20 protein-coding genes are annotated in these 21,019 nt (G+C 73.9%); 7 read left to right on the top strand and 13 right to left on the bottom strand.

Features of this window, described 5'->3' with window-relative positions:
- Positions 1-131 precede the first annotated feature (131 nt).
- Entirely contained in the window at positions 132-1,166 is a 1,035-nt protein-coding gene (locus ACGF5T_RS25590) for a lactonase family protein (protein WP_356606645.1), read from the top strand.
- A 160-nt stretch (positions 1,167-1,326) separates the two neighbouring features.
- Here ACGF5T_RS25590 and ACGF5T_RS25585 read toward each other — a convergent pair whose 3' ends face one another.
- From ACGF5T_RS25585 to ACGF5T_RS25565, 5 genes are all read right to left on the bottom strand, one after another.
- The gene (locus ACGF5T_RS25585; RefSeq protein WP_361010356.1) at positions 1,327-2,247 is read right to left on the bottom strand and encodes a hypothetical protein; all 921 of its coding nucleotides are present in this window, start codon (positions 2,245-2,247) and stop codon (positions 1,327-1,329) included.
- 134 nt (positions 2,248-2,381) lie between these two features.
- Positions 2,382-3,371: a BadF/BadG/BcrA/BcrD ATPase family protein gene (locus tag ACGF5T_RS25580; RefSeq protein WP_366768603.1), complete on the bottom strand. Its 990-nt coding sequence runs from the start codon at positions 3,369-3,371 to the stop codon at positions 2,382-2,384.
- The gene (locus ACGF5T_RS25575; protein ID WP_366768604.1) at positions 3,368-4,045 is read right to left on the bottom strand and encodes a uracil-DNA glycosylase; all 678 of its coding nucleotides are present in this window, start codon (positions 4,043-4,045) and stop codon (positions 3,368-3,370) included. The genes ACGF5T_RS25580 and ACGF5T_RS25575 overlap by 4 nt, the downstream gene beginning before the upstream one ends.
- Before the next feature lie 70 nt (positions 4,046-4,115).
- Positions 4,116-5,267, bottom strand: coding sequence for an exo-alpha-sialidase (locus tag ACGF5T_RS25570; RefSeq protein ID WP_361010360.1), 1,152 nt, complete (start codon positions 5,265-5,267; stop codon positions 4,116-4,118).
- A gap of 79 nt (positions 5,268-5,346) precedes the next feature.
- A complete protein-coding gene (locus tag ACGF5T_RS25565; RefSeq protein ID WP_366768605.1) occupies positions 5,347-7,029 on the bottom strand; it encodes an acyl-CoA dehydrogenase family protein in 1,683 nt (560 codons plus the stop codon).
- Positions 7,030-7,141: 112 nt separating this feature from the next.
- Between ACGF5T_RS25565 and ACGF5T_RS25560 the strand changes: the two genes are divergently transcribed.
- Positions 7,142-7,894 (top strand): PaaX family transcriptional regulator C-terminal domain-containing protein, encoded by a 753-nt coding sequence (locus ACGF5T_RS25560; RefSeq protein WP_356606656.1) that lies wholly within the window; start codon positions 7,142-7,144, stop codon positions 7,892-7,894.
- A gap of 32 nt (positions 7,895-7,926) precedes the next feature.
- Here ACGF5T_RS25560 and ACGF5T_RS25555 read toward each other — a convergent pair whose 3' ends face one another.
- Both ACGF5T_RS25555 and ACGF5T_RS25550 read right to left on the bottom strand, forming a co-directional pair.
- Positions 7,927-8,730, bottom strand: a complete 804-nt coding sequence (locus ACGF5T_RS25555; RefSeq protein ID WP_366768606.1) for a pectate lyase — start codon at positions 8,728-8,730, stop codon at positions 7,927-7,929.
- A gap of 221 nt (positions 8,731-8,951) precedes the next feature.
- Complete coding sequence (locus ACGF5T_RS25550; RefSeq protein ID WP_366768607.1) at positions 8,952-10,031, bottom strand: NADH:flavin oxidoreductase/NADH oxidase; 1,080 nt, start codon at positions 10,029-10,031, stop codon at positions 8,952-8,954.
- A gap of 154 nt (positions 10,032-10,185) precedes the next feature.
- On the opposite strand from ACGF5T_RS25550, the gene ACGF5T_RS25545 reads away from it, so the two are divergent.
- Positions 10,186-10,548, top strand: coding sequence for a helix-turn-helix transcriptional regulator (locus ACGF5T_RS25545; RefSeq protein ID WP_356606662.1), 363 nt, complete (start codon positions 10,186-10,188; stop codon positions 10,546-10,548).
- Positions 10,549-10,569: 21 nt separating this feature from the next.
- Here the strand turns inward: ACGF5T_RS25545 and ACGF5T_RS25540 are convergent, their stop codons facing one another.
- Positions 10,570-11,916, bottom strand: a complete 1,347-nt coding sequence (locus tag ACGF5T_RS25540) for an FAD-dependent oxidoreductase (RefSeq protein WP_366768608.1) — start codon at positions 11,914-11,916, stop codon at positions 10,570-10,572.
- 227 nt (positions 11,917-12,143) lie between these two features.
- Between ACGF5T_RS25540 and ACGF5T_RS25535 the strand changes: the two genes are divergently transcribed.
- Positions 12,144-12,599: a DUF6214 family protein gene (locus tag ACGF5T_RS25535; RefSeq protein WP_366768609.1), complete on the top strand. Its 456-nt coding sequence runs from the start codon at positions 12,144-12,146 to the stop codon at positions 12,597-12,599.
- 16 nt (positions 12,600-12,615) lie between these two features.
- Here the strand turns inward: ACGF5T_RS25535 and ACGF5T_RS25530 are convergent, their stop codons facing one another.
- Positions 12,616-13,272, bottom strand: coding sequence for a DUF305 domain-containing protein (locus ACGF5T_RS25530; RefSeq protein WP_356606666.1), 657 nt, complete (start codon positions 13,270-13,272; stop codon positions 12,616-12,618).
- Positions 13,273-13,476: 204 nt separating this feature from the next.
- On the opposite strand from ACGF5T_RS25530, the gene ACGF5T_RS25525 reads away from it, so the two are divergent.
- Positions 13,477-14,979, top strand: a complete 1,503-nt coding sequence (locus ACGF5T_RS25525) for a hypothetical protein (RefSeq protein WP_361010378.1) — start codon at positions 13,477-13,479, stop codon at positions 14,977-14,979.
- Here ACGF5T_RS25525 and ACGF5T_RS25520 read toward each other — a convergent pair.
- From ACGF5T_RS25520 to ACGF5T_RS25505, 4 genes are all read right to left on the bottom strand, one after another.
- Positions 14,967-15,704 (bottom strand): helix-turn-helix domain-containing protein, encoded by a 738-nt coding sequence (locus tag ACGF5T_RS25520; RefSeq protein WP_366768610.1) that lies wholly within the window; start codon positions 15,702-15,704, stop codon positions 14,967-14,969. The two genes, ACGF5T_RS25525 and ACGF5T_RS25520, sit on opposite strands and share 13 nt — an antisense overlap.
- A gap of 348 nt (positions 15,705-16,052) precedes the next feature.
- Positions 16,053-16,724, bottom strand: a complete 672-nt coding sequence (locus ACGF5T_RS25515; RefSeq protein WP_356606672.1) for a phosphatase PAP2 family protein — start codon at positions 16,722-16,724, stop codon at positions 16,053-16,055.
- A 65-nt stretch (positions 16,725-16,789) separates the two neighbouring features.
- Complete coding sequence (locus ACGF5T_RS25510; RefSeq protein ID WP_356606673.1) at positions 16,790-17,725, bottom strand: M56 family metallopeptidase; 936 nt, start codon at positions 17,723-17,725, stop codon at positions 16,790-16,792.
- Positions 17,726-17,833: 108 nt separating this feature from the next.
- Positions 17,834-18,427, bottom strand: a complete 594-nt coding sequence (locus ACGF5T_RS25505; RefSeq protein WP_366768611.1) for a DUF5134 domain-containing protein — start codon at positions 18,425-18,427, stop codon at positions 17,834-17,836.
- A gap of 186 nt (positions 18,428-18,613) precedes the next feature.
- On the opposite strand from ACGF5T_RS25505, the gene ACGF5T_RS25500 reads away from it, so the two are divergent.
- Both ACGF5T_RS25500 and ACGF5T_RS25495 read left to right on the top strand, forming a co-directional pair.
- Positions 18,614-20,302 (top strand): FUSC family protein, encoded by a 1,689-nt coding sequence (locus tag ACGF5T_RS25500; protein ID WP_361010390.1) that lies wholly within the window; start codon positions 18,614-18,616, stop codon positions 20,300-20,302.
- Positions 20,299-20,856: a MarR family transcriptional regulator gene (locus ACGF5T_RS25495; protein ID WP_361010393.1), complete on the top strand. Its 558-nt coding sequence runs from the start codon at positions 20,299-20,301 to the stop codon at positions 20,854-20,856. The genes ACGF5T_RS25500 and ACGF5T_RS25495 overlap by 4 nt, the downstream gene beginning before the upstream one ends.
- Positions 20,857-21,019 lie beyond the last annotated feature (163 nt).

Raw genomic sequence — 21,019 nt, 5'->3', positions numbered from 1 at the left:
TTGGTCTAGACCGCAGCTGATCGACTGCTACCGTCGCCCCGGGGCAGACGATCAGTCGGCACTCGACCAGAAGCCGCACGAGCGGCGCGAAGCGTACGAGGCGGCATGAGCCGACACGAGAGGGGCCAGCGGTGGCAGACGGCGGCAGGCGGCAGCGACGGGCGTTCATCGGGTCGTTCACGGCGGCCGGCGGGCCCGGCATCGTCATGGCGGCCGTCGCACCCGACACCGGTGCGCTGACGGTCCTGAACGGCACGGACCGCCTGCCCGACCCCTCCTACCTGGCCCTGGCGCCCGACGGGGACACGCTCTACGCGGTCAGCGAGACGGCCGAGGGTGCGGTGGCCGCCTACCGGGTGAGCGGGGACAAACCCGAGCCCGCCGGGCGGCCGGTGTCCGTCGGGGGCGACGGACCGACCCACCTCAGCCTCCACGCCGGACACGTCCTGACCGCCAACTACGGTTCCGGCAGCGTCACCGCCGTGCCGGTCCGACCCGACGGAACCCTCGCCCGGACCCTCTCCGGCGTCCTGCGGCACACCGGCTCGGGCCCGCACGCCCAGCGCCAGCAGGGACCGCACGCCCACCAGGTGCGGCCCGACCCGAGCGGGCGGTGGGTGGTCAGCGTGGATCTCGGCACCGACTCGGTACGGGTCTGCACCCTGACGGACGGCGCCCTCGCCGTGCACCGGGAGATCGCGCTGCGCCCCGGCTCGGGCCCCCGGCACCTGGCGTTCCACCCGGACGGCTCCCGCGCCTACGTGGTCAACGAACTGGCGCCGACGGTCACCGTCTGCCGCTGGGACGCCGCCGACGGCGTCCTGCAGCCCGTGAGCGAGGTGCCGGTGCTGCCCGGGGCTCCGTCCGGTGACGCCTACCCGTCCGGGATCGTCGTCTCGCCCGACGGCCGCTTCGTGTGGACCGCGACCCGCGGTGAGGACGTCCTGTCCGTGTTCGCCGTGGAGCCGGACGGGCTGCGGCTGTCCGGGACCGTGCCGTGCGGCGGGCACTGGCCGCGGGAGATCACCGAGTCGGGCGGCTTCCTGTACGCGGCCAACGAGCGCTCGGGAGACGTGACCTGGTTCGTCCCGGACCCGGAGACGGGCGTCCCCCGACGGGCCGGCTCGCTCGCGCTGCCCGCGGCGTCCTGCGTGATCTTCGGCTGACCGGCGCGGCCGGCGGCCCGCCGGCGGTTCCGGCGGCCGCACGCCGCAGGTCACACGGTGGCCCCGGCGAACCACACGCCCGTACGACGGAAGGGGCCCGCTCCTGCAACGGAGCGGGCCCCTTCCGTCGTACGGGTCGCGTCGGCGCCCGCCGCGCGCGTCAGCGGACCGGCGCGCCCTGCGGCTGCTGCGGCGAGATGCCGAGCGCCGTCGTGTACTTGGCCAGCGTCAGCTTGCCGATCGCCGGGTAGGGGCCGAGGGGCTCGGCGGTGGAGCAGCCCGCCTCCTGGGCCGCCTCCGCCAGCAGGCTCGCCTCGATCTCCGGACCGATCAGGTACGGCGCGAGCGCCAGCTGCTGGGAACCCGAGGAACGCAGCTGCTCGGCCACCGAGGCGATCGAGCCCTCGTCGTCCAGGGCCGCCGCCATCACCGGCACCGCGAGCCGCGCGGCGAGCAGCATGCCGGTGATCCCGGCCGCCTGCACGGCCTCGTCACCGCCCACGGAGGCCAGGATGATGCCGTCCGCGGCGGTAGCCACGGTGAACAGGCGGGCACGGTCGGCGCGGGCCAGTCCGGCCTCGGAGAGCCGCACGTGCAGCGCCTCGGCCAGCAGCGGGTGCGGGCCGAGCACGTCGGTCAGCTCGGCCGCGATCCGGCTGTCCATCACGGCCTGCCGGATGCGGCGCAGCAGCGCGTTGTCCGGGCCGGCGAGCAGGGGAACGACCACGGCGACGGGGCCCTCGGGCTCCTTCACGTCCAGGCCGGCGGCGACCGCCTGCTCGTAGCGCGCGGCGCGTTCCTCGGCGGCGCGTACGAGCACGGCCGACAGGGAGGGGAACTCCTCGTCGTCCCCGTCGAGGTGGCCGATCCGCGCGTCGAGGCCGGGAAGCTCCGAGCGGGCGATGCTGATGACCTCGTCGGCGAGGCCTCGGGTGGCGCTGCTGGGCGTCCCCGGCACCGCGAGGACGAGCGCCGGCGCGCCCTCGGGAGCCACCAGCGGCTCGGGACGGCGGTGCCGTCCGGGCTGGCGGGGGCGCGGCATTCGTACTGGCAGGCCGGCGGGCCCAGTGGGGGAGCTCATGGCGCCGCATGTTACTGGTTTCCCGGGTTTCCCTGTTCGGGGAGGGTGCAGGTGAGCGGTATCCGTCCGGTTTTGTCGGAAGAGTGATGTACGGATCGGCTGACATCGGCACGATTCACCTCACCGGAGGGCGATTACCGGCCGCCCGGCACGGTTGTCACCCACAGCATCCGGTCATCGCCCGGAACGGTGAGCGAGCCGGCCGCCAGGTCCGTCGCGATGCGCACCGAGCCCCGCAGGGGATCACCCTCCGCGGCCGTCCGGCGCGCGTGCGGCAGCCGCTGCGCCAGTGCCTCCGCCAGGGGGACGACCAGCGGGTCGCCCAGCTTCAGCAGGCCGCCGGTGACCGCGACGCGCGGCTCCCCGTCCGGGGGGCACACCGCGGCGGCGGAGTCGGCCATGTGCCGTGCGGCGGCCCGCAGAACGTCCGCGGCGACCGGGTCGTCGGCGGCGCAGGCGGCCACCTCGGGCGCGAAGGAGGCGAGGACGGCGGGGCGGTCCGTCCGCGGATACAGCCGGCCGGGCAGCCCGGTCACCGGCCCGAACCGCTCCTCGGCCCGGGTGAGCAGCAGCGGGGAACCGCCCTGGCGCCCGTCGTGGGCGCGCAGCGCCGCCTCCAGGCCGGCCCGGCCGATCCAGGCGCCGCCGCCGCAGTCGCCCAGCAGATGACCCCAGCCGTCCGCCCGGCGCCAGCGGACCAGGTCGGTGCCGGTGGCGATCAGCCCGGTGCCCGCGGCGACCACGGCTCCGGCGCGGGGGCCGAGGGCGCCGACGTACGCGGTGACGGCGTCCGCGACGAGCGCGACCGTCCGTACCCCCAGCTCCCGGGCGAGCGCGCCCGGGAGTTCGGCCCGCAGGGCGTCGCCCAGGGTGGCCAGTCCCGCGGCCCCGACGACCACGGTGCCGAGCCGGTCCACGCCGGTCTCCGCGCTCAACGCCCTGGCCATGGGCAGCACTTGCGCCAGCAGGTGCGCGGGATCGATACCCCGTTCCCCGGTGCGGACGGGCTCCCGCGACGAACGCCGCGCCAGCCCCTCCGCGCCGTCACCGCCGTCACCGGCCCTGCCGACGACGACCCGCAGACCCGAACCGCCGGAGTCCACGGCGAGGAAGCCGCCGCTCACGGCAGGCGCCAGTCGACCGGCTGCCCTCCCAGCCGGACCAGCAGGTCGTTGGCCCGGCTGAAGGGGCGGGAGCCGAAGAAGCCCCGGTCGGCCGACATCGGGGACGGATGCGCGGACTCCACCGAGGGCAGGTCGCCCAGCAGCGGGCGGAGATTGCGGGCATCGCGGCCCCAGAGGATGGACACCATCGGCTTGCCCCGCGCCACCAGGGCCCGGATCGCCTGCTCGGTGACCTCCTCCCAGCCCTTGCCGCGGTGCGCGGCGGGCTTGCGCGGGGCGGTGGTGAGCGCCCTGTTGAGCAGCAGCACGCCCTGCCGGGTCCATGGGGTCAGGTCCCCGCTGGACGGCTGCGGGAGGTTCAGGTCGGTGTTCAGCTCCCGGAAGATGTTGACGAGGCTGCCGGGCAGCGGCCGCACCTCGGGCGCGACCGAGAACGACAGCCCCACGGCGTGCCCCGGGGTGGGATACGGGTCCTGTCCGACGATCAGGACACGGACGTCGTCGAAGGGCTGTTGGAAGGCCCGCAGGACGTTGGCTCCGGCGGGCAGGTAGGTGTGTCCGGCGGCGATCTCCGCGCGCAGGAACTCACCCATCGAGGTGATCTGCCCGGCGACGGGTTCCAGGGCCTTCGCCCAGCCCGCTTCGACGATTTCGTTCAAGGGTCGTGGTGCCACGGGCGTCACCCTACTGCCGTACGGGTGACGTGGATCAACCCGTGGCCGAGGCCGGTCCCCCCGGTCCGGATCACCCCACGACCGCCGCGCGCACGCACAGCACGTCCGGCAGGTGGGAGGCCAACTGCTCCCAGCTGTCCCCGTCGTCGGGGGAGGCGAACACCTCGCCGTTGCGGTTGCCGAAGTAGACGCCCGCCCGGTCCGCGTCGTCGGTGCACAGCGCGTCCCGCAGCACCGTGCCGTAATGGTCCTCCTGCGGCAGCCCCGCGGAGAGCGGCTCCCAGCTCTTGCCCGCGTCCGCCGTGCGGAAGACCCGGCAGCGGCGGTCCGCCGGGACCCGGTCCGCGTCGGCGTTGATCGGGAAGACGTAGGCCGTGTCACCGCGGTGCGGGTGGGCGGCCACCGCGAAGCCGAACGTGGACGGCAGCCCCTCGCCGATGTCCGTCCAGCGCGCGCCCGCGTCGTCGCTGCGGTACACGCCCCAGTGGTTCTGCAGGTAGAGCCGGTCCGGCGTCGCCGCGTCCCGTGCGACCTTGTGCACGCACTGGCCGAACTCCGGGTCGGGGTCGGGCAGGAAGACCGCGGAGACACCGGAGTTGGACGGGGTCCAGCTCTCGCCGCCGTCCACCGTGCGGAACACGCCCGCGGTCGAGACGGCGACCGTCACCGACTTCGGGTCCCGCCGGTCGGTGAGCACGGTGTGCAGTCCTTCGCCGCCGCCGCCCGGCACCCACTGGGACCGCGTGGGGTGCTCCCACAGGGGACGGACCAGCTCGAAGCTCTCGCCGCGGTCCTCGGAGCGGTAGAGCGCGGCCGGCTCCGTGCCCGCGTAGACGACGTCCGGCTCGGCGGCGGCCGGGTGCAGCTGCCACACGCGCTCCAGCGAGGCGCCGGTCTCCTTGGGGAACTTCACGGCCGGCCGCGCCGGTTCGGTCCAGGTGCGGCCCAGGTCGTCCGAGTGGAACACGGACGGCCCCCAGTGCGCGCTGTCGCCGCCGGCCAGCAGCCGCGGGGTGTCGCCGCGGGTGTCCAGGGCGACCGAGTACACGGCCTGCGCGTTGAAGTAGGGACTTTCGTCGAACTCCCAGGTGCCACCTTGCCGGCGCCCGATGAACAGGCCCTTTCGGGTGCCCACGGCGAGCAGTACCTCGGTCATGCCGATCACCTCCGCGGCGTCGTCGACGCCTTTGTCTCGGACACGGGCCAGTCTGCACCCAGGCACTGACAGTCACCTCTGCACGGCACGTCGTCGCAGGTCGGGGCGGTGGCGTCGGGTCCGACGCGGGGTCCGGCGCGGGTGCTCAGCCCTCGCCGGGCAGCGCCCGCGCCAGGACGCCGTCGAGGTCCGCCCCGGCCGGCAGCGTGCCGAAGGAGTGCCCCCAGTCGCCACCGAGCCGGCTCGCGCAGAAGGCGTCGGCGACGGCGGCCGGGGCGTGCCGGACCAGGAGGGAGGCCTGGAGGGTGAGCGCCATCAGCTCCACCAGGCGGCGGGCACCGCTCTCGGACGCCTCGGCCAGCCCCGACTCCAGCCGCGCCACGGCCGCGTCCAGGCGGGCGTCCGCCCCGCGCGCGAGGGCGAGTTCGCCGAAGAGGGCGTGCGCGGTGGCGGGGGAGCGGCCGAGCGCCCGCAGCACGTCGAGGGCGTTGACGTTCCCCGAGCCCTCCCAGATCGACAGCAGGGGCGCCTCGCGGTAGTGGCGGGGCATGCCCGACTCCTCCACGTAACCGTTGCCGCCCAGGCACTCCAGGGCCTCCGCGGTGAACGCCGGGCCCCGCTTGGTCACCCAGTACTTGCCGACGGCGGTGGCGATCCGCCGGAACGCCGCCTCCCCGGCGTCGCCGCGCGCCGCCCGGTCCGCCGCGCCCGCCAGCCGCAGGGTGAGCGTCGTCGCGGCCTCCGACTCCAGCGCCAGGTCGGCCAGGACGTTGCGCATGAGCGGCTGGTCGACCAGCCGGGCGCCGAAGGCGCTGCGGTGCCGTACGTGGTGACCGGCCTCGACGAGTGTCTTGCGCATCAGCGTCGCCGAGGACATCACGCAGTCCAGCCGGGTGCAGTTGACCATCTCGATGATCGTCTTGACGCCCTGCCCCTCGGGCCCGACCAGCCAGGCGACCGTTCCGTCGAACTCGGGTTCCGACGACGCGTTGGAGCGGTTGCCGAGCTTGTCCTTCAGCCGCTGGATGCGGAACGTGTTGCGGCTGCCGTCGGGCAGCACGCGCGGCACCAGGAAGCAGGACAGGCCCCCGGGCGCCTGGGCCAGGACCAGGAAGACGTCGCACATCGGCGCCGACGTGAACCACTTGTGCCCGCGCAGCGTGTACACGCCGGGCTCGGCGGTCGCGGTGGCCGCCGTGGTGTTGGTGCGGACGTCCGAGCCGCCCTGCTTCTCGGTCATCCCCATCCCGGCCAGCAGGCCCCGCTTCTCCGTGGGCGTGCGCAGCCCAGGCTCGTACTCCCGGCTGGTCAGCAGGGGTTCGTAGACCTTCGCGAGATCCGGCTGGACGCGCAGCGCCGGGACGGCCGCGTAGGTCATGGACGTCGGACAACCGTGGCCGGCCTCCGTGTGCCCCCAGACCAGCCCACCCGCGGTGCGCGCCACATGGGCGCCCGGGCGGTCGTCGGCCCAGGGCGCTCCCGCCAGCCCCTCGCCGACCGCCACGCGCATCAGGTGGTGCCAGCTCGGGTGGTACTCGACCTCGTCGACCCGGTTGCCGTACCGGTCGTGGGTGCGCAGCACGGGTTCGTGGCGGTTGGCCAGGTCGCCCCACTCCTGCGCCGCCACGCTCCCGGCCCGCCGGCCGAGCCGCCGCAGCTCCTCCTCGGCCCACCCGGCGCCCTCCCGCCGCAGGCCCTCCCGCAGGGCCGCGTCGTCGAAGGCGTCGTAGGGAGCCAGGGGAGGGGGCTGGTTGGTGACGTCGTGCGTGGCGTGCCCCTCCGGACGGCCGGCGGACTCCTCGTACGGCTCCTGCGCGCGTGTCGTCATGCACCCGAGTGTTGCACTCACGCTACGGCCGCAGCAATAGTGCAACACGATGGCCGCACGTACAGTACGTCTCCATGTGGACGGACGACTCGTGCTCGAACGGAGGGACCGGATGAACGATCCGGCACCCCCGGGCGATCTCGCGCTGCGCCCGCTGTCCGCGCGCTCGGTCGTCCTCAGCCTGCTGCTCGGCACCCATCCCCCCGAGCTGCCGGTCCGGGAGCTGGTGCGGCTGGTGGAGGGATTCGGGATCGGCGGGTCCACCGTGCGCGCGGCGCTCAGCCGGATGGCCGCCGCCGGGGACCTGCGGCGCACGGACGGCGGCTACCGCCTCAGCGAGCGGCTGCTGGAGCGCCAGCGGCGCCAGGACGAGGCGGTGCACCCGCGCACGCGCGCGTGGGAGGGCGACTGGGAGACGCTCGTGGTCACCGCCACCGGGCGTGAGCCCGGCGAGCGCGCCGATCTGCGGGCCCGGCTGACCGCGTTGCGCCTCGCCGAACTGCGCGAGGGCGTGTGGCTGCGCCCCGCCAATCTGTGCCGCCCGCTGCCCGCCGGGCTCGACCGGGTGGCCGAGCGCCTCGACGCGCGCCCCGGCCGGCCGTCCCGCGAACTGGCCGCGAGACTCTGGCCGCTGGCGGACTGGTCCGCGACGGCGGGGGCGCTGCTCGCCCGGGTGGACCGGGCCGGGAGCCCGGCCGACCGCCTCACCGCCTTCGCGGCCGTCGTGCGCCATCTGCTCGCGGACCCGGTCCTGCCCTCCGAACTCCTCCCGGACCACTGGCCGGGCGCGGCCCTGCGGGACGCCTACACGCACTACCAGCGGGAACAGGCCCGTCAGGTCCGGACGCGGAGCACCCGGACCTGACGGGGCGGGATCACCCGCGGGTCACCCGCGGCTCACTTGTACGTGATGTCGGACGACGCGTACTTGCAGTGCGTGCCGTCGGGGCCCGAGCCGTTCGAGTCCGGCTCGTCCCCGTCGTCGTTGCCGATGTACTTCTGACACGGGACGATCTTCTTGCTGCTGTCGCCGACGATCGTGATGTTGCGCAGGGTCGCGCTGTCGCCGTAGTTGGTGTTGATGCCGGCGATCCGGCTGCCCTTCCAGCTCACCTCGATGGTGTTGAGGTTGATCGTCCGCTTGTACTGCGTCGAGCAGTTGCCGCAGGAGCGGATGAAGGTGCCGAAGTTCTTGACGGCGAAGTTGGACACGTTCAGCGTCCCGGCGCCGTTGAACTGGAACACCTTGTCACTGGCTTCCTTCGCGCCGCCGCCGGAGACGGTGTAGACGTTCGACGAGGAGGAGCCGCGGAAGGTCGCGGCGTCCTCGCCGACGTCCTCCCACCAGACGTTCTGCAGGGTGCAGCTGCCCTTGCAGTGGACGCCGTCCGCGGCGGGGGCGCCGATGATCACGTTCTTGAGGACGGCGCCGGGTGCCAGTTCCAGGATCGGCCCCTGGTCCTCGTCCTGGCCGCCGGAGCCGAGGTCGCCGGTGCCGTAGAGGCGCTTCATCCCGTAGTCCTTGGTGCCGGACACCGCGATGGTGGAGGAGACGCCCTCGCTGCCGTTGGGGGTCGGCCAGGTCGCGGCGTGCGCGCCGGTGCTCCCGAGTGACATGAGCATGCCAATCGAAAGGCCGAGGGCGGCCAGCGCGCCGGTCGCCGCGCGCCCGTGGGTGCGGAGCCGTGTCACAGGAGTCATGTTCGGGTCCCTTCCGAAGGGAGTGGGGGTTGGAACGGAACATGTACATGAACGCCGTGCATGATGCTGTCCACATCGGTGCGGACGCTGTACGACCCACGCTGCTGGCGCGGGTCGACAGCATCCGTGGCGGTCATGCTGATGAACGGACCGTAGAGGGCAAGCGCTTTCTAGTCAACGCTTCCCGCGAAGATCCCACCCCGTGCTCCGGTCGCGCCCCGTCACATGCCCCAGCCGTACTGGTCCGGCATCCGGACCTCGTCGCCCAGCTCCCGGGCCGCGTGCTGGGCCCAGGAGGGGTTGCGCAGCAGCTCGCGCCCCAGCAGTACCGCGTCGGCCTCACCGTTGGCGAGGATCTTCTCGGCCTGTCCGGCGTCGGTGATCAGTCCCACGGCGGCGACCGGCAGGGTGGTCCCGGACTTCACCCGCGCGGCGAACGGCACCTGGTAGCCGGGCCCGGTCGGGATGCGGACGCGCGGGGCGTTGCCGCCGGTGGAGACGTCGAGGAGGTCGATGCCGTGCGCCTGGAGGTCGCCGGCGAAGCGCACGGTGTCCTCGGGCGTCCAGCTGCCCTCCTCCAGCCAGTCGGTCGCCGAGACGCGGAAGAACAGCGGCTTGTCGTCGGGCCACACCTCCCGAACGGCGTCGACGACCTCCAGGGCGAACCGCGTGCGGTTCTCGTACGACCCGCCGTACGCGTCGGTGCGGTGGTTGGAGTACGGGGACAGGAACTCGTGGATCAGGTAGCCGTGGGCGCCGTGGAGCTCGGCGATCTCGAAGCCGGCGGCGAGGGCCCGGCGGGCCGCGTCGGCGAACCGGCCGACCAGCTCCTGGATCTGCGCGACCGTCAGCTCGGCCGGCACCGGGTGCCGCTCGTCGAACGCGAGCGCGCTCGGGGCCACCGGCTGCCAGCCGTGGGCGTCCGGGCCCACCGGGGCACCGCCCTTCCACGGCTGCGCGGTCGACGCCTTGCGGCCGGCGTGGGCCAGCTGGACCGCGGGCACCGTGCCCCGGTCCCGGAGGAAGCCGGTGATCCGGCGGAAGGCCTCGACCTGGGTGTCGTTCCACAGGCCGAGGTCCTGCGGGGAGATGCGGCCCTCCGGTGTGACGCCGGTGGCCTCGACGACGATCAGGCCGGTGCCGCCGACCGCGCGTGCGCCGTAGTGGGTGAAGTGCCAGTCGCCGGGCGCCCCGGCCGCCGGGCCCTGGGGGGCGGCGGAGTACTGGCACATCGGCGGCATCCAGACCCGGTTGGGGATCGTGGTGCCGCGCAGCTGGAGAGGCTGGAAAAGGGCGCTCATGGAGGGCTGCTCCCAGGTCGAGGCGGGGCGGGACGCTTCGTACGATAGCCCTCGTAGTACGGTGAGTGTCAAACTACGGCGCCCTTCGTACAATGGGCCTTCTCGACGGAGGCCCCTCCTGGACGGTGGGCCCTCCCGGACGACTGGAGCCGCCGTGACCCCCGCCGCCACCGCCGCCGGCACCCGCGACCTGCCGCACCCTGCCCGGGACGAGATCAGGCTGGAGGGCGTGCTGCACGCGCTCTCCGATCCGGTGCGGATGCGGATCGTGCGCGCCCTCGCCGCCGACAGCGCGGAGCTGTTCTCCTGCTCGTACTTCGACCTGCCGGTGACCAAGTCCACCACCACGCATCACTTCCGGGTGCTGCGGGAGAGCGGGGTGATCCGGCAGGTCTACCGGGGCACGGCCAAGATGAACGGCCTGCGCAGGGACGACCTGGACGCGCTGTTCCCCGGGCTGCTCGACGCCCTCCTCGCCGCCGCCGCCCGCCAGGCCGCCCGCCTCGGCGCCGGCTGACGCCCGGTCGGCCGGAGCTGCTCAGCCCGTGGCGGTACGCGCCGCCGCCAGCAGCGACTCCCAGTCGGGCAGCTTCGCCACGCGGCGCCCCAGGGAGGCTCCGAGTTCCGCCTCGGCCCGCTCGATGGCCCGCCATCCGGCCCACTCGACCGGGTCGACGCCCTCGGCGCGCAGCATGCCGAGGGGGTCGGCGGGTACCTCCCGCTCCGCGAGCGCGCGGGCGTCCGCCAGCAGCGATCTGACGGTCTCCTTGGCGCAGGGGCGGTTGCTGCCGATGACGCCGGTGGGGCCCCGCTTGATCCAGCCGGCCACGTACTCACCGGGGACGACGGTGCCCGCCCGCAGGACGCGCCCCGCCCGATGCGGCACCGTGCCGCTCGCCGCGTCGAACGGCAGCCCTTCCAGCGCCACCCCGCGGTAGCCCACCGAGCGCAGGACCAGTTGGGCCTCGATCTCCTCGTACCGTCCGGTGCCCGTCACGCCGCCGCGCCCGTCCGGCGCCGTCCGCTCGAAGCGCACGGCGCCCACGCGGCCCGCGCCGTCCGCCGTCAGCTCCACCGGGCGCAGGAAGAAGCGCGGGTGGATCCGGCGGGCCGCGTCGCGCGGGGGGTGCCCGGCCCAGACGCGCAGCACCTCGACGTTGCGGCGCAGCGGACCGGGCAGGCCCGAGGGGTCCCGGAAGGCCGGGTCCAGCTCCAGCTCCGCCGGGTCCACGAGGACGGAGGTGTCCGGCAGCGCGCCCAGCTCACGCAACTCCTTGGTGGTGAAACGGGCCTGCGAGGGACCCCGGCGGCCCACCACGTGCACGTCGGCCACCCGCCCGGCGGCGAGGGTGTCGAGCGCCGTCTGCGGCATGTCGGTGCCGCTCAACTCGGCCGCGCCGCGGACCAGCATGCGCGCCACGTCGACGGCGACATTGCCCACCCCGATCACCACCGCGGCCCGCGCCCCGCGCAGGAAGCCGCCGTCCACGGCGTCCGGGTGCGCGCTGTACCAGGCCACGAACTCGGTCGCCGACCAGCTGCCCGGCAGGTCCTCGCCCGGAACGCCCAGCCGTCGGTCGGCGGCGGCGCCCACGCAGTACACGACCGCGTGGTAGAGCTCCCGCAACCGAGCGGTCGCAAGGCCGCCCGGGCCGACCGTGACCCCGCCGAGGAACCGCACCCGCTCGTCCTCCAGGACCGTGCACAGGGCGCCCTGCAGGGACTTGATCCTCTCGTGGTCCGGCGCCACGCCGTACCGCACCAGCCCGTACGGGCAGGGCAGGCGGTCCAGGACGTCGACGCGCACCTCGTGGTCGAGCTGCACGAGGCTCTGGGCGGTGTAGCACCCGCTCGGTCCCGAGCCGACGACGGCGACACGCAGCACGGCGGAACTCCTTGCCCTGGGCGGACGGACGGAGGTCGCTGGGGCTTTTCCAGCATCCCACCGCCGCCGCTCCGCTGACAGGGTGCTGCGCCCGGTGAACGACAGGTGTTCCGTGCGTGTTCTGTTCGTATGGAATGTGATCATGCGGTTACGTTGCGTGTGTGCTCGAAGCATCCTTCGTTGATCGTTCTCTTCAGCTTTCCGACCGCTGTCCGGACGACGGGGCGATGTCCGTGCGGCAGACCTGGGTGGTGCGCGAGGGCGGCGACACGACCTCCTGGTTCGACGTCCGGCTGACGTTCACCGACGGCGCCCGGGTGGAGGCGCTCGCCGTGCTCTCCGGTCAGGGCGTGCTGGTGGAGGACGTACGGGCCGAACCGCCCCTGTCCCTCGACGACCTGGCGGCACTCGCCGAGTGGCTGGAGAGCCCGCTCTTCGAGGCGTGCCTGCCGGCCTCCGCCCGCGCCGCCCGGGCCGCCGGCCGGCGGGCCCGTCCCGCATGGCCGCGGGGCAGGGAGGGGCGTCGGCTGGTCGCTCAGGAGTACCGGGCGGCCCGCGCGAAGGGCGCCGATCCCGTGCTCGCGGTGATGTGCGCGACGGGGCACAGCCGGCGGAGGTCGCTCCGGCTGATCGGGCAGGCGCGCGACGAGGGCTTCCTGGCGCCGCGCCGCGCCCGTCGCTGAGGCGTCGCCGGGAGCGTCAGAGCATCCCGCGCATCCGTGAGATCTCGCTCGTCTGCTGGGCTACCACGTCGTCCGCCATCTCCTCGACCTGGACGTTGTTGCCCTGCGACTTCACGTCCGTGGCCATGGTGATCGCCCCCTCGTGGTGAGTGATCATCAGCTTGAGGAAGAGCTGGTCGAAGGCCTTCCCCTTCGCCGCGCGCAACTTCTCGAGCTGGGCCTCGCTCGCCATGCCGGGCATCGCGGCGTGGTCGTGCCCGCCGTCCGTCTCCTTCTCGCCGTGTGTCTTCAGCCAGCCCTGCATCGCCGTGATCTCCGGTCCCTGCGCCGCGGAGATCCGGTCGGCGAGCTTGCGGACCTGGCCGGACCGGGCGCGCTCCGGCACGAGTTCGGTCATCTCCAGGGCCTGCGTGTGGTGCTGGATCATCATCCGGGCGTACGAGACGTCCGCCGAGTTGGGGGAGTCGTCGTCGGCGCGCTGCTCCTCGGCGTCCTGCGCGGAGAGCGTCCGGTTGGCCTCGCCCGGCTTGCCGGGGGCGATCACCGAGGGGCCGGACGAGGCCGCCGACCCGGTGTCCGAACCGGAGTCGCAGGCCCCGAGGCCGAGCACGGCCAGTGCGGTCAGTGAGGCCGTGACGAGCGACGCGCGGGTCGACGCGGAACGGAAGGGCACAACGTCCTCCTGTGGCTGGGCCCCCGGTGGGGGAGGAAAGCGGAACACCTCGTGAGTGCCGTGACCGTCTTAGCACGGTTGGGCGCGTCACTGATCAAAAAACTTCATTGCGAGTTTGTTGCCCCCTGTTGATATGTGCATGGTGAAGACGATACTGCGGGGTGCGTGAACCGTTCCGAAGGGAACGGACGTAGGGAGGAAACAGTGACCCTGTTCAATGACCCGCGAACGCGGCGCAGACGTCTGGGAGTTGCGGCGGCCGCCGCCGGTCTCCTGTCCGCGCTGCTGACGGCCGGCCCGGCGATGGCGACCCCCGACCCGGGTGACGGGCCGGCTGCCTCCAAGGAGGTGTCCAAGAGCGCGCGCGCCGAGGTCCGCGAGGCGATCGAGAGCGGCGAGATACCCGGTCAGGACGAGATCGTCCACTCGGACAACATCGAGCACCTGGCCAACATCCCCAAGGACGCACTGCCCGGCACCAACTCGGACCTGGCCTTCCAGGGCCGGTACGCGTTCGCCGGCAACTACGACGGCTTCCGCATCTTCGACATCAGCAACCCGAAGAAGCCGAAGACCGTCGCCCAGGTGCTCTGCCCGGGCTCCCAGAACGACATCTCCGTCTCCGGAGACCTGCTGTTCCTGTCGACCGACTCCTCGCGCAGCGACAGCAGTTGCAACAGCACCACGCAGCCGGCGACCGAGAAGTCCTCCTGGGAGGGCATGAAGGTCTTCGACATCAGCGACAAGCGGAACCCGAAGTACGTCGCCGCCGTCGAGACGGCCTGCGGCTCGCACACCCACACCCTGGTGCCCGAGCGCAAGAACGTCTACGTGTACGTCTCCTCGTACTCGCCGAACGCCGCGTACCCGGACTGCCGGCCGCCGCACGACGGCATCTCGGTCATCAAGGTGCCGCGCAAGGCACCCGAGCGTGCGGCCCTCGTGGGCTTCCCCGTGCTGTTCCCGGGTGAGGGCCCCGACGGCGGCGGCAACCCGGGCGGGCCCACCAACCCGGGCGTGTCCAAGACCACCGGCTGCCACGACATCACCGTGCTGCCCTCCGAGGACCTGGCGGCGGGCGCCTGCATGGGCGACGGCATCCTGTTCTCCATCAAGGACCCCGAGCGCCCGAAGGTGATCGACCGCGTCCAGGACAACGTCAACTTCGCGTTCTGGCACTCGGCGACCTTCAACCAGAAGGCGAACAAGATCGTCTTCACCGACGAGCTGGGCGGCGGCGGCGCCGCCACCTGCAACGCGGAGATCGGCCCGAACCGCGGCGCCGACGGCATCTACGACATCGTCGGCCGGGGAGACCACCGCGAACTGGTCTTCCGCAGCTACTTCAAGATCCCCCGCCACCAGGCGGACACCGAGAACTGCGTCGCCCACAACGGCTCGCTGATCCCGGTCAAGGGCCGCGACCTCATGGTCCAGGCCTGGTACCAGGGCGGCGTCTCCGTCTGGGACTTCACCGACTCCAAGCGCCCCAAGGAGATCGCCTACTTCGAGCGCGGTCCGCTCACCACGGACGGTGTCACCACGGGTGGTTCCTGGTCGGCGTACTACTACAACGGCTACATCTACTCGAACGACATCGCCAAGGGCTTCGACGTCCTGAAGCTCAGCGACCGGCGCACCGACCCGGCCAAGCGGGTCCACCTGCGCGAGCTGAACACGCAGACGCAGCCGGACTACTTCGACTGAGTCGTCCGTCCGGCCCCGTCGGCCCCGTCGGCCCCGTCGGCCCGGTCCGTCCGGGCCGGCCGGCGGGACCCGCCGGTCGCGAAGAAGCGCGACAGGTCCGTCTCGCACCCCGTCCCGCCGGGCGCCTCGGCGTCCGGCGGGACACCCAGCTCCCAGGCCAGCCGATAGCGTCCGAACAACTCGGCGCGCAGCACCGGCACGGGCATCGGCGCGCCCGGCACCAGAGCGGCGAAGACGGCGCCCATCAGCAGGGCACGCAGCATCGGGTAGTCGCGGTCGACGTCCCGGGAGCCGTGCCGGGCCACCGTGTCCCGCAGCAGCTCGGCCAGCCGCCGCTGCTCCGGGCACGGCACGAAGCCCACCTCGGCCTGGAGCAGGCCCGCCATGTGCTGCCGCATGAGCACCGGCCGGTCCCGGGCGAGGCCCAGGATCGCGTCGATGGCCCGGGCCATCCGCTCCGGTCCCTCGACCGTGCGCGGCTCGCGCTCCAGCGCCTCCTCCAGCGTGCGGTGCATCAGCCGGTGCACGGCGGACTGCACCAGCTGGCGCTTGCCGGGAAAGTAGTACGACACCAGACCGCGCGCCGCACCGGCCCGGTCGGCGATGTCGCCGAGCGTGGTCGCGTCGTACCCGTGCTCGCCCACCAGCTCCACCGCGGCCTGCAAAAGCCGCTCCTTGGAACGCCGACGCAACTCTTCATTGACCGAGGCGCTGCGCGGGGACATGCTGTACTCCTGCGTTGACTGGCTGCCAGCCAACTATACTCAGCGCAGGCGGACGGGCCCCGGTGGGCCCTGTCCGGCTACGTCTGCCTCGGGCGACACGGGGGATCGTCCGAGGCGGACGGCCCGCCCTGCTGGTTGCCTCGGGCTACGTGCCCGGCGGGAGGCCGCTTTCGCCACGTGTCCGCCGGTGAAGCTGCTCCGGTGACGACTTCGGGTGCCCGTCCTTCGCGCCCTCCCCTCGGCAGGCAGTGCCGTGCGGCGCGTTCTTCTGTGCGGCTCGTGCGGCTCGTACGGCCCCGGTGGCCGTCCCGGCCGGGGCGGTCCGCGCAACGGGCGTGGAGGGCGTGGTCAGGGGTGGCGGCGCCGGTGGACCAGTACCGCGACGGCCACGACCAGGGCGCCCATGAGCCAGCCTCCGACGACGTCCGTGGCCCAGTGGACGCCGAGCCACACCCGGGTCACGCCGACGCCGACGACGGAGACCACCGCCACGGCCAGGGCGGCCAGGCGCGCGCCACGGGGGGCGCCGTAGTGGTGGACCAGCCAGACCAGCAGGCCGCACACGAAGGTGGCGGTCATGGCGTGGCCGGAGGGGAAGGCCGCGTAGTGCGCGGAGTCCACGGGATCGGTCCAGACCGGGCGCGGGCGGTCCACCGCCGCCTTCAGGGCCTGCTGGAGCAGGCTGCCCAGCAGACACGTCGCCCCCAGCCACACGGCCGTCCACCGGTCCTCGCGCCGCAGCCACAGCCACAGCACGACCACCGCGCACAGCAGCCTCATCGTCCACGTGTCCCACACCCAGTCGGTGAGGATGCGCATGGCCTGCGTGATGCCCGGCTCGTCGACCGCCCAGCGGTGCGTGGTGCCGGCGATGTCGTCGTCCATGGCGATCAGCGGGTGCCACTCGACCGCGACCAGGGTGAGCAACAGCGCGGAGCACAGGGCGAGTACCCACGTCACATGGAGGGCGGTGCGGGCCTGCGGGGGACCGGGCGGGGATTCGACGGGCGGCGTCTGCATGCTGCGATACTCGCGGACTCGGGGGCTCCGGGGCCAATTGCCGGAGCGGGCGAGCGGTACGGGACCTACCCGAGCGCCCGCAGTCCCGGGACGAACGCCACCAGCACCGGCACGACCGGCACCAGCGCGGCCGCCGCGGTCAGCCGCAGCCGCCGGGCCGCCGTCAACCGGTTCGGCGGGGTGAGCAGCCGGTCCACCCGCTGCGGGACGTGGGCCTGCGCGGTCGGGCAGGGGCCGAAGACACCGCGGTCCTCGTTGAGTTCGACCAGGGCGAGGGCGGTGGTCAGCCGGCCGAAGTGCCGGGAGGCCACGTCGTCGGCGGCGAGTTCGACCAGGCGGTGCATCTCGTCGCGGAACGCCGCGAACACCGGGACCTGCGGGAATCCGTCCGCCAGCGCGGCCGAGCAGTGCAGCAGCCAGTCGTGCCGCGCCTGCGCGTGCCCCTTCTCGTGGGCGAGGACCGCGTCCAGCTGCCGGCCCTTGAGGCGGCGCAACGCGGCGGTGGTGACGACCAACTGCGGGGGAGTGCCGGGCAGCCACCAGGCGTCGGGCCGCTCGCCCTCCAGGACGACCAGCGGCTCCGAGCGGGGCGCCTCGCCGGGCAACAGCGGAGCGCGCAGCAGCAGTTCGGCCCGGCGGCGGCGACGCCGGGCCCTGGCCCGTACGATCTCCCGGGCCAGCATCGCGACGCTCCACAGCCCGCCGCAGGCCAGCGTGACAGCGGTGGCGTCCGCCCACGGGCCGGACGTACCGAGCGCGTAGGCCTCGACCGCCGGGCCCGGAGCCGTCGCGAAGACGTGCCCGCCCACCGCGTGCCAGGCCGCCGCCGCGCTGAGCGTCATCGACAGCGCGCAGCACAGGATCACGGCCGCCACGACGCACTGCCACACCCACAGGGCGACCACCGGTTCGCGGTCCGGCCAGTCGGCCCGCGCGAGCAGCCTGGGGGCCAGGACGGCGGCCAGGGCGCCGAGCAGCAACAGTGCCGCGGGGAGAATCATGGGGGCAGCCTATGAGCGCCGGGGGGCCGGGCGTACGGCCCGCGGCGCAAAGTGACGCAGGCAACGGCCGTCCACCGGGCCGGCGGGTGTGCCGGGCGCACGCCGATGTCACATCGCCAGCAGCATGGCGAGCATCGCGATCCCCATCGAGAGCCGACAGGCCCGGGCCAGCTCCGGCCGATCACCCCACCCCGCCGCCGGAACGCCCCCCGCCGGAACGCCCGTCGGCGGACCGCCGGCCGTCGGAACGCCTCCGGCCACGGCGGCGACCGGTATCAGGCGCACGCCGGTCAGCAGTACGTACCCGGTGAAGTAGAGCAGCAGCAGCCCGGTCAGGATGGGTACGCCGGAAGATCCGTGCCCATGGGCGTGGGCGGGGGAGACCGCCATCGCCACCGCCATGTGCACCATGGCCGCGGCCCCGACCAGATGGTGCAGGTGGTGCCGTCCGGACCGGGCCGCCCACAGGGCGCGCAGCCCGGCCGCCCCGAACACCACCGCGTACACGGGCCAGGCCCACCGCGGCGGAGTGAAGACCGCCGCCGGCACCGCCATGGCGGCCATGCCGAATCCCATGAGGGCCTCGCCGCCCGCCGCGTGGCGCTGCTCCTCGACGCTGCTGCGCATGCGCAGCAGGCAGTAGGCGCCGGTCGCCGCGCAGAGCGCGACCAGCAACCATCCGGACGACGCCGGTCCGTGCACGCGTGCCTCCCCGTTCGACGCTCGCCGGTCGGTCAAGGACTGCCCGGGCCGCGCGGCGCACACGCGAGCGCAAGGAAGTACACGGGGAGTATTCGGGGGAGCGTGGCGGGTCGCCGCAGGTGGCCGAGGTCCAGCTCACACAGCGAGCATTTATTTACAGGTAAAACACCTGTTAAGCTTTTCGTCATGAGCAGTGCGACCCCCACCTCCGGCATCTCACTCGGCCGACGCCTGTCCCTGGCGGGCGTGCTGCGCCTGCGCCGCCCTTCCGAGATCTGGTTCAAGCCCGCCCTCAGTTCGGTCGCCGCCGTGGCTCCGCCCAACCTGATCCTGCTGGCGCTCGGCCGGCTCGACCTCGCGATGTACACCATGGCGGGGTCCCTGTGCGCGCTCTACGCCCACAACCGCCCCTACGCCGCCCGGGCCCGCACCCTGGCCGGGGTGGTGCTCGGCATGCTCGGCGGCGTGGCCGTCGCCCTGGTCACCGCCTCGCTCACGCATGACGCCGTCGTGCTGGTCACCGTCGGCGCCCTGCTGGCCGCCGTGCAGAAGGCCCTGTGCGACGCCACCCGCCTCGGCCCGCCGGGCAACGTGGTCCTGACCTTCATCAGCTCCGCCGCCCTCTTCGTCCCGCAGACCCTCGGCCAGGTCCCCGGCCATCTGGCCCTGGGCGCCGCCGCGGGCGCCTGGGCCTGGATCGTCGGCATGGCTCCCGCGCTCGTCCGGCCGCACGGCCCCGAGCGCCGGGCCACCGCGCAGGCCCTGCACGCGGCCGCCGCGTACGCCGACACCCGCGGCGGCGACGACGGTCACGATCCCGCCCGCGCCGCCGGATATGCCGCGGTGCAGGCCGCCTGGCAGACGCTGCTCTCCCTCCCCGCGACCGGCAGGCGCGCCACCACCCGGCGCGCCCTGGAACACCTCGTGGTCCGTGCCGAGGTCGCGCTCGCCGCGCCCGCCGACTCCGATCCCGAGCGGCTGCGGACCTGGGCCCGCGCCCTGCGCGGCACCGGCCGCATCCCCCGCACCGGCGACGCCCCCGGGGCCGTGGAGGAACTCCTCGGCGTGGAGGCCGAACTCGCCGCCCGTCCCGCGTCCCTGTGGCAGCGGCTCGGTCCACTGACCCCGATCGCTCTGCGCACCGCCCTCGGCTGCGCCCTGGCCGGCTACGCCTCCCTCGCGCTCGGTATCGGCCGCCCCTACTGGGCGCTGGTCACCGCCGCCGCGCTGTACCAGGCCAACCTGACCCTGACGTGGAGCCGTGCGGTCCAGCGCGTGGTCGGCAACGTCGCGGGGGTGCTGGTGTTCGCCGCCATCGCCCCGCTGGCCCACCTCGGGCAGGCGCTCCTGGTCCTGTTCTGTCTCGCCCTCAACTTCGGGGCCGAGGCGCTCATCACCCGCAACTACTGGCTCGGCAGCGTCTGCGTCACTCCGATGGCGCTGCTCATCACCGAGTTCACCGGGTACCGGGCGCCCGGCGAGCTGATCACGGAGCGCGTGGTGGACACCCTCGTCGGTGCCCTCGTCGGCTTCCTGGCCGCCGTCGTCGTCACCGACCGGCGCGCCGGGAGCCGCGTCGGACAGGCGGTGACCGCCGCCGACCGCGCCCGCGAGCACGCCGCCCGCCTCCTCGCCGGGCCGGACCCCGCGCCCGGCGCCCTGGAAGCCGCCCGCCGGGGCCTGGCCGCCGCACTGACCGACCTGCGGACCACCGTCGACGCGGCGGCCGGCGAATGGTGGGGGCGCGCCCTGCCCCAGGAGAGGGTCGTGCTCGCCGAGCAGGCCGGACACCGTACGCTCGCCGCAACGGTCCGACGCCAGGCAGCGCGTGCGGACCGGGAAACGGGCACGAGAGTGGAGGACGTACGGCCATGACCGCAACCGACGGGGGCTCGGCGGCCGGGGACGACGCGAGGGGCGGACCGGGCGGGGACACCGTCGCCGCGGTCGTACGGCAGTGGCGGGCCGTCCACCCCGACCTCGACACCGGGCCGATGGAGATCATCGGCCGCATCAACCGCTGTGCGGCCCTCCTCCAGCAGGCCGAGGACGCTCCGCTGCGCCGGGCCGGCCTCAGCCGCGCCGAGTTCGACCTGCTCGGGGCACTGCGCCGCACCGGGCACGAGCTGACCCCCGGTGACCTGGCCCGGGAGACCTTCTCCTCGGGAGCGGCCGTCACCAAGCGCCTCAAGCAGCTCACCGAGCACGGTCTGGTGGAGCGGCGCGGCGACACCCGCGACCGTCGGGTGGCCCACGTCCGCCTCACGGACGCCGGACGCGACCTCGTCGACGGCATCCTGCCCGAGCAGCTCGCCTACGAGTCCGCCGTGCTCTCCGGCATCGACGGGGCCGAACAGCACGAGCTCGCGGTGCTCCTCGGCGGGCTGCTGGGCCGGCTGGAGGGGCGCCTGGACGCCCTGCGACGGTGACACCCGGCCCGCCCCGGTCGATCACCGCCCGCCCCACGTGCGGTGCGCGGGCTCACCGACCCGGTGCCGTACCGGCGGGATCGCTCCCGGGTCCCGCCCGGGGCCGTCAGCCCCAATTCCGGTCCCGCCCGAGGCCGTGACCCCAGGGTCCCGTCCGGGGCGC

It is taken from the genome of Streptomyces sp. NPDC047853, from assembly GCF_043204535.1.
In the GTDB taxonomy this organism is placed as follows: domain Bacteria; phylum Actinomycetota; class Actinomycetes; order Streptomycetales; family Streptomycetaceae; genus Streptomyces.
This window is presented reverse-complemented; position numbering and strand designations above follow the sequence as displayed.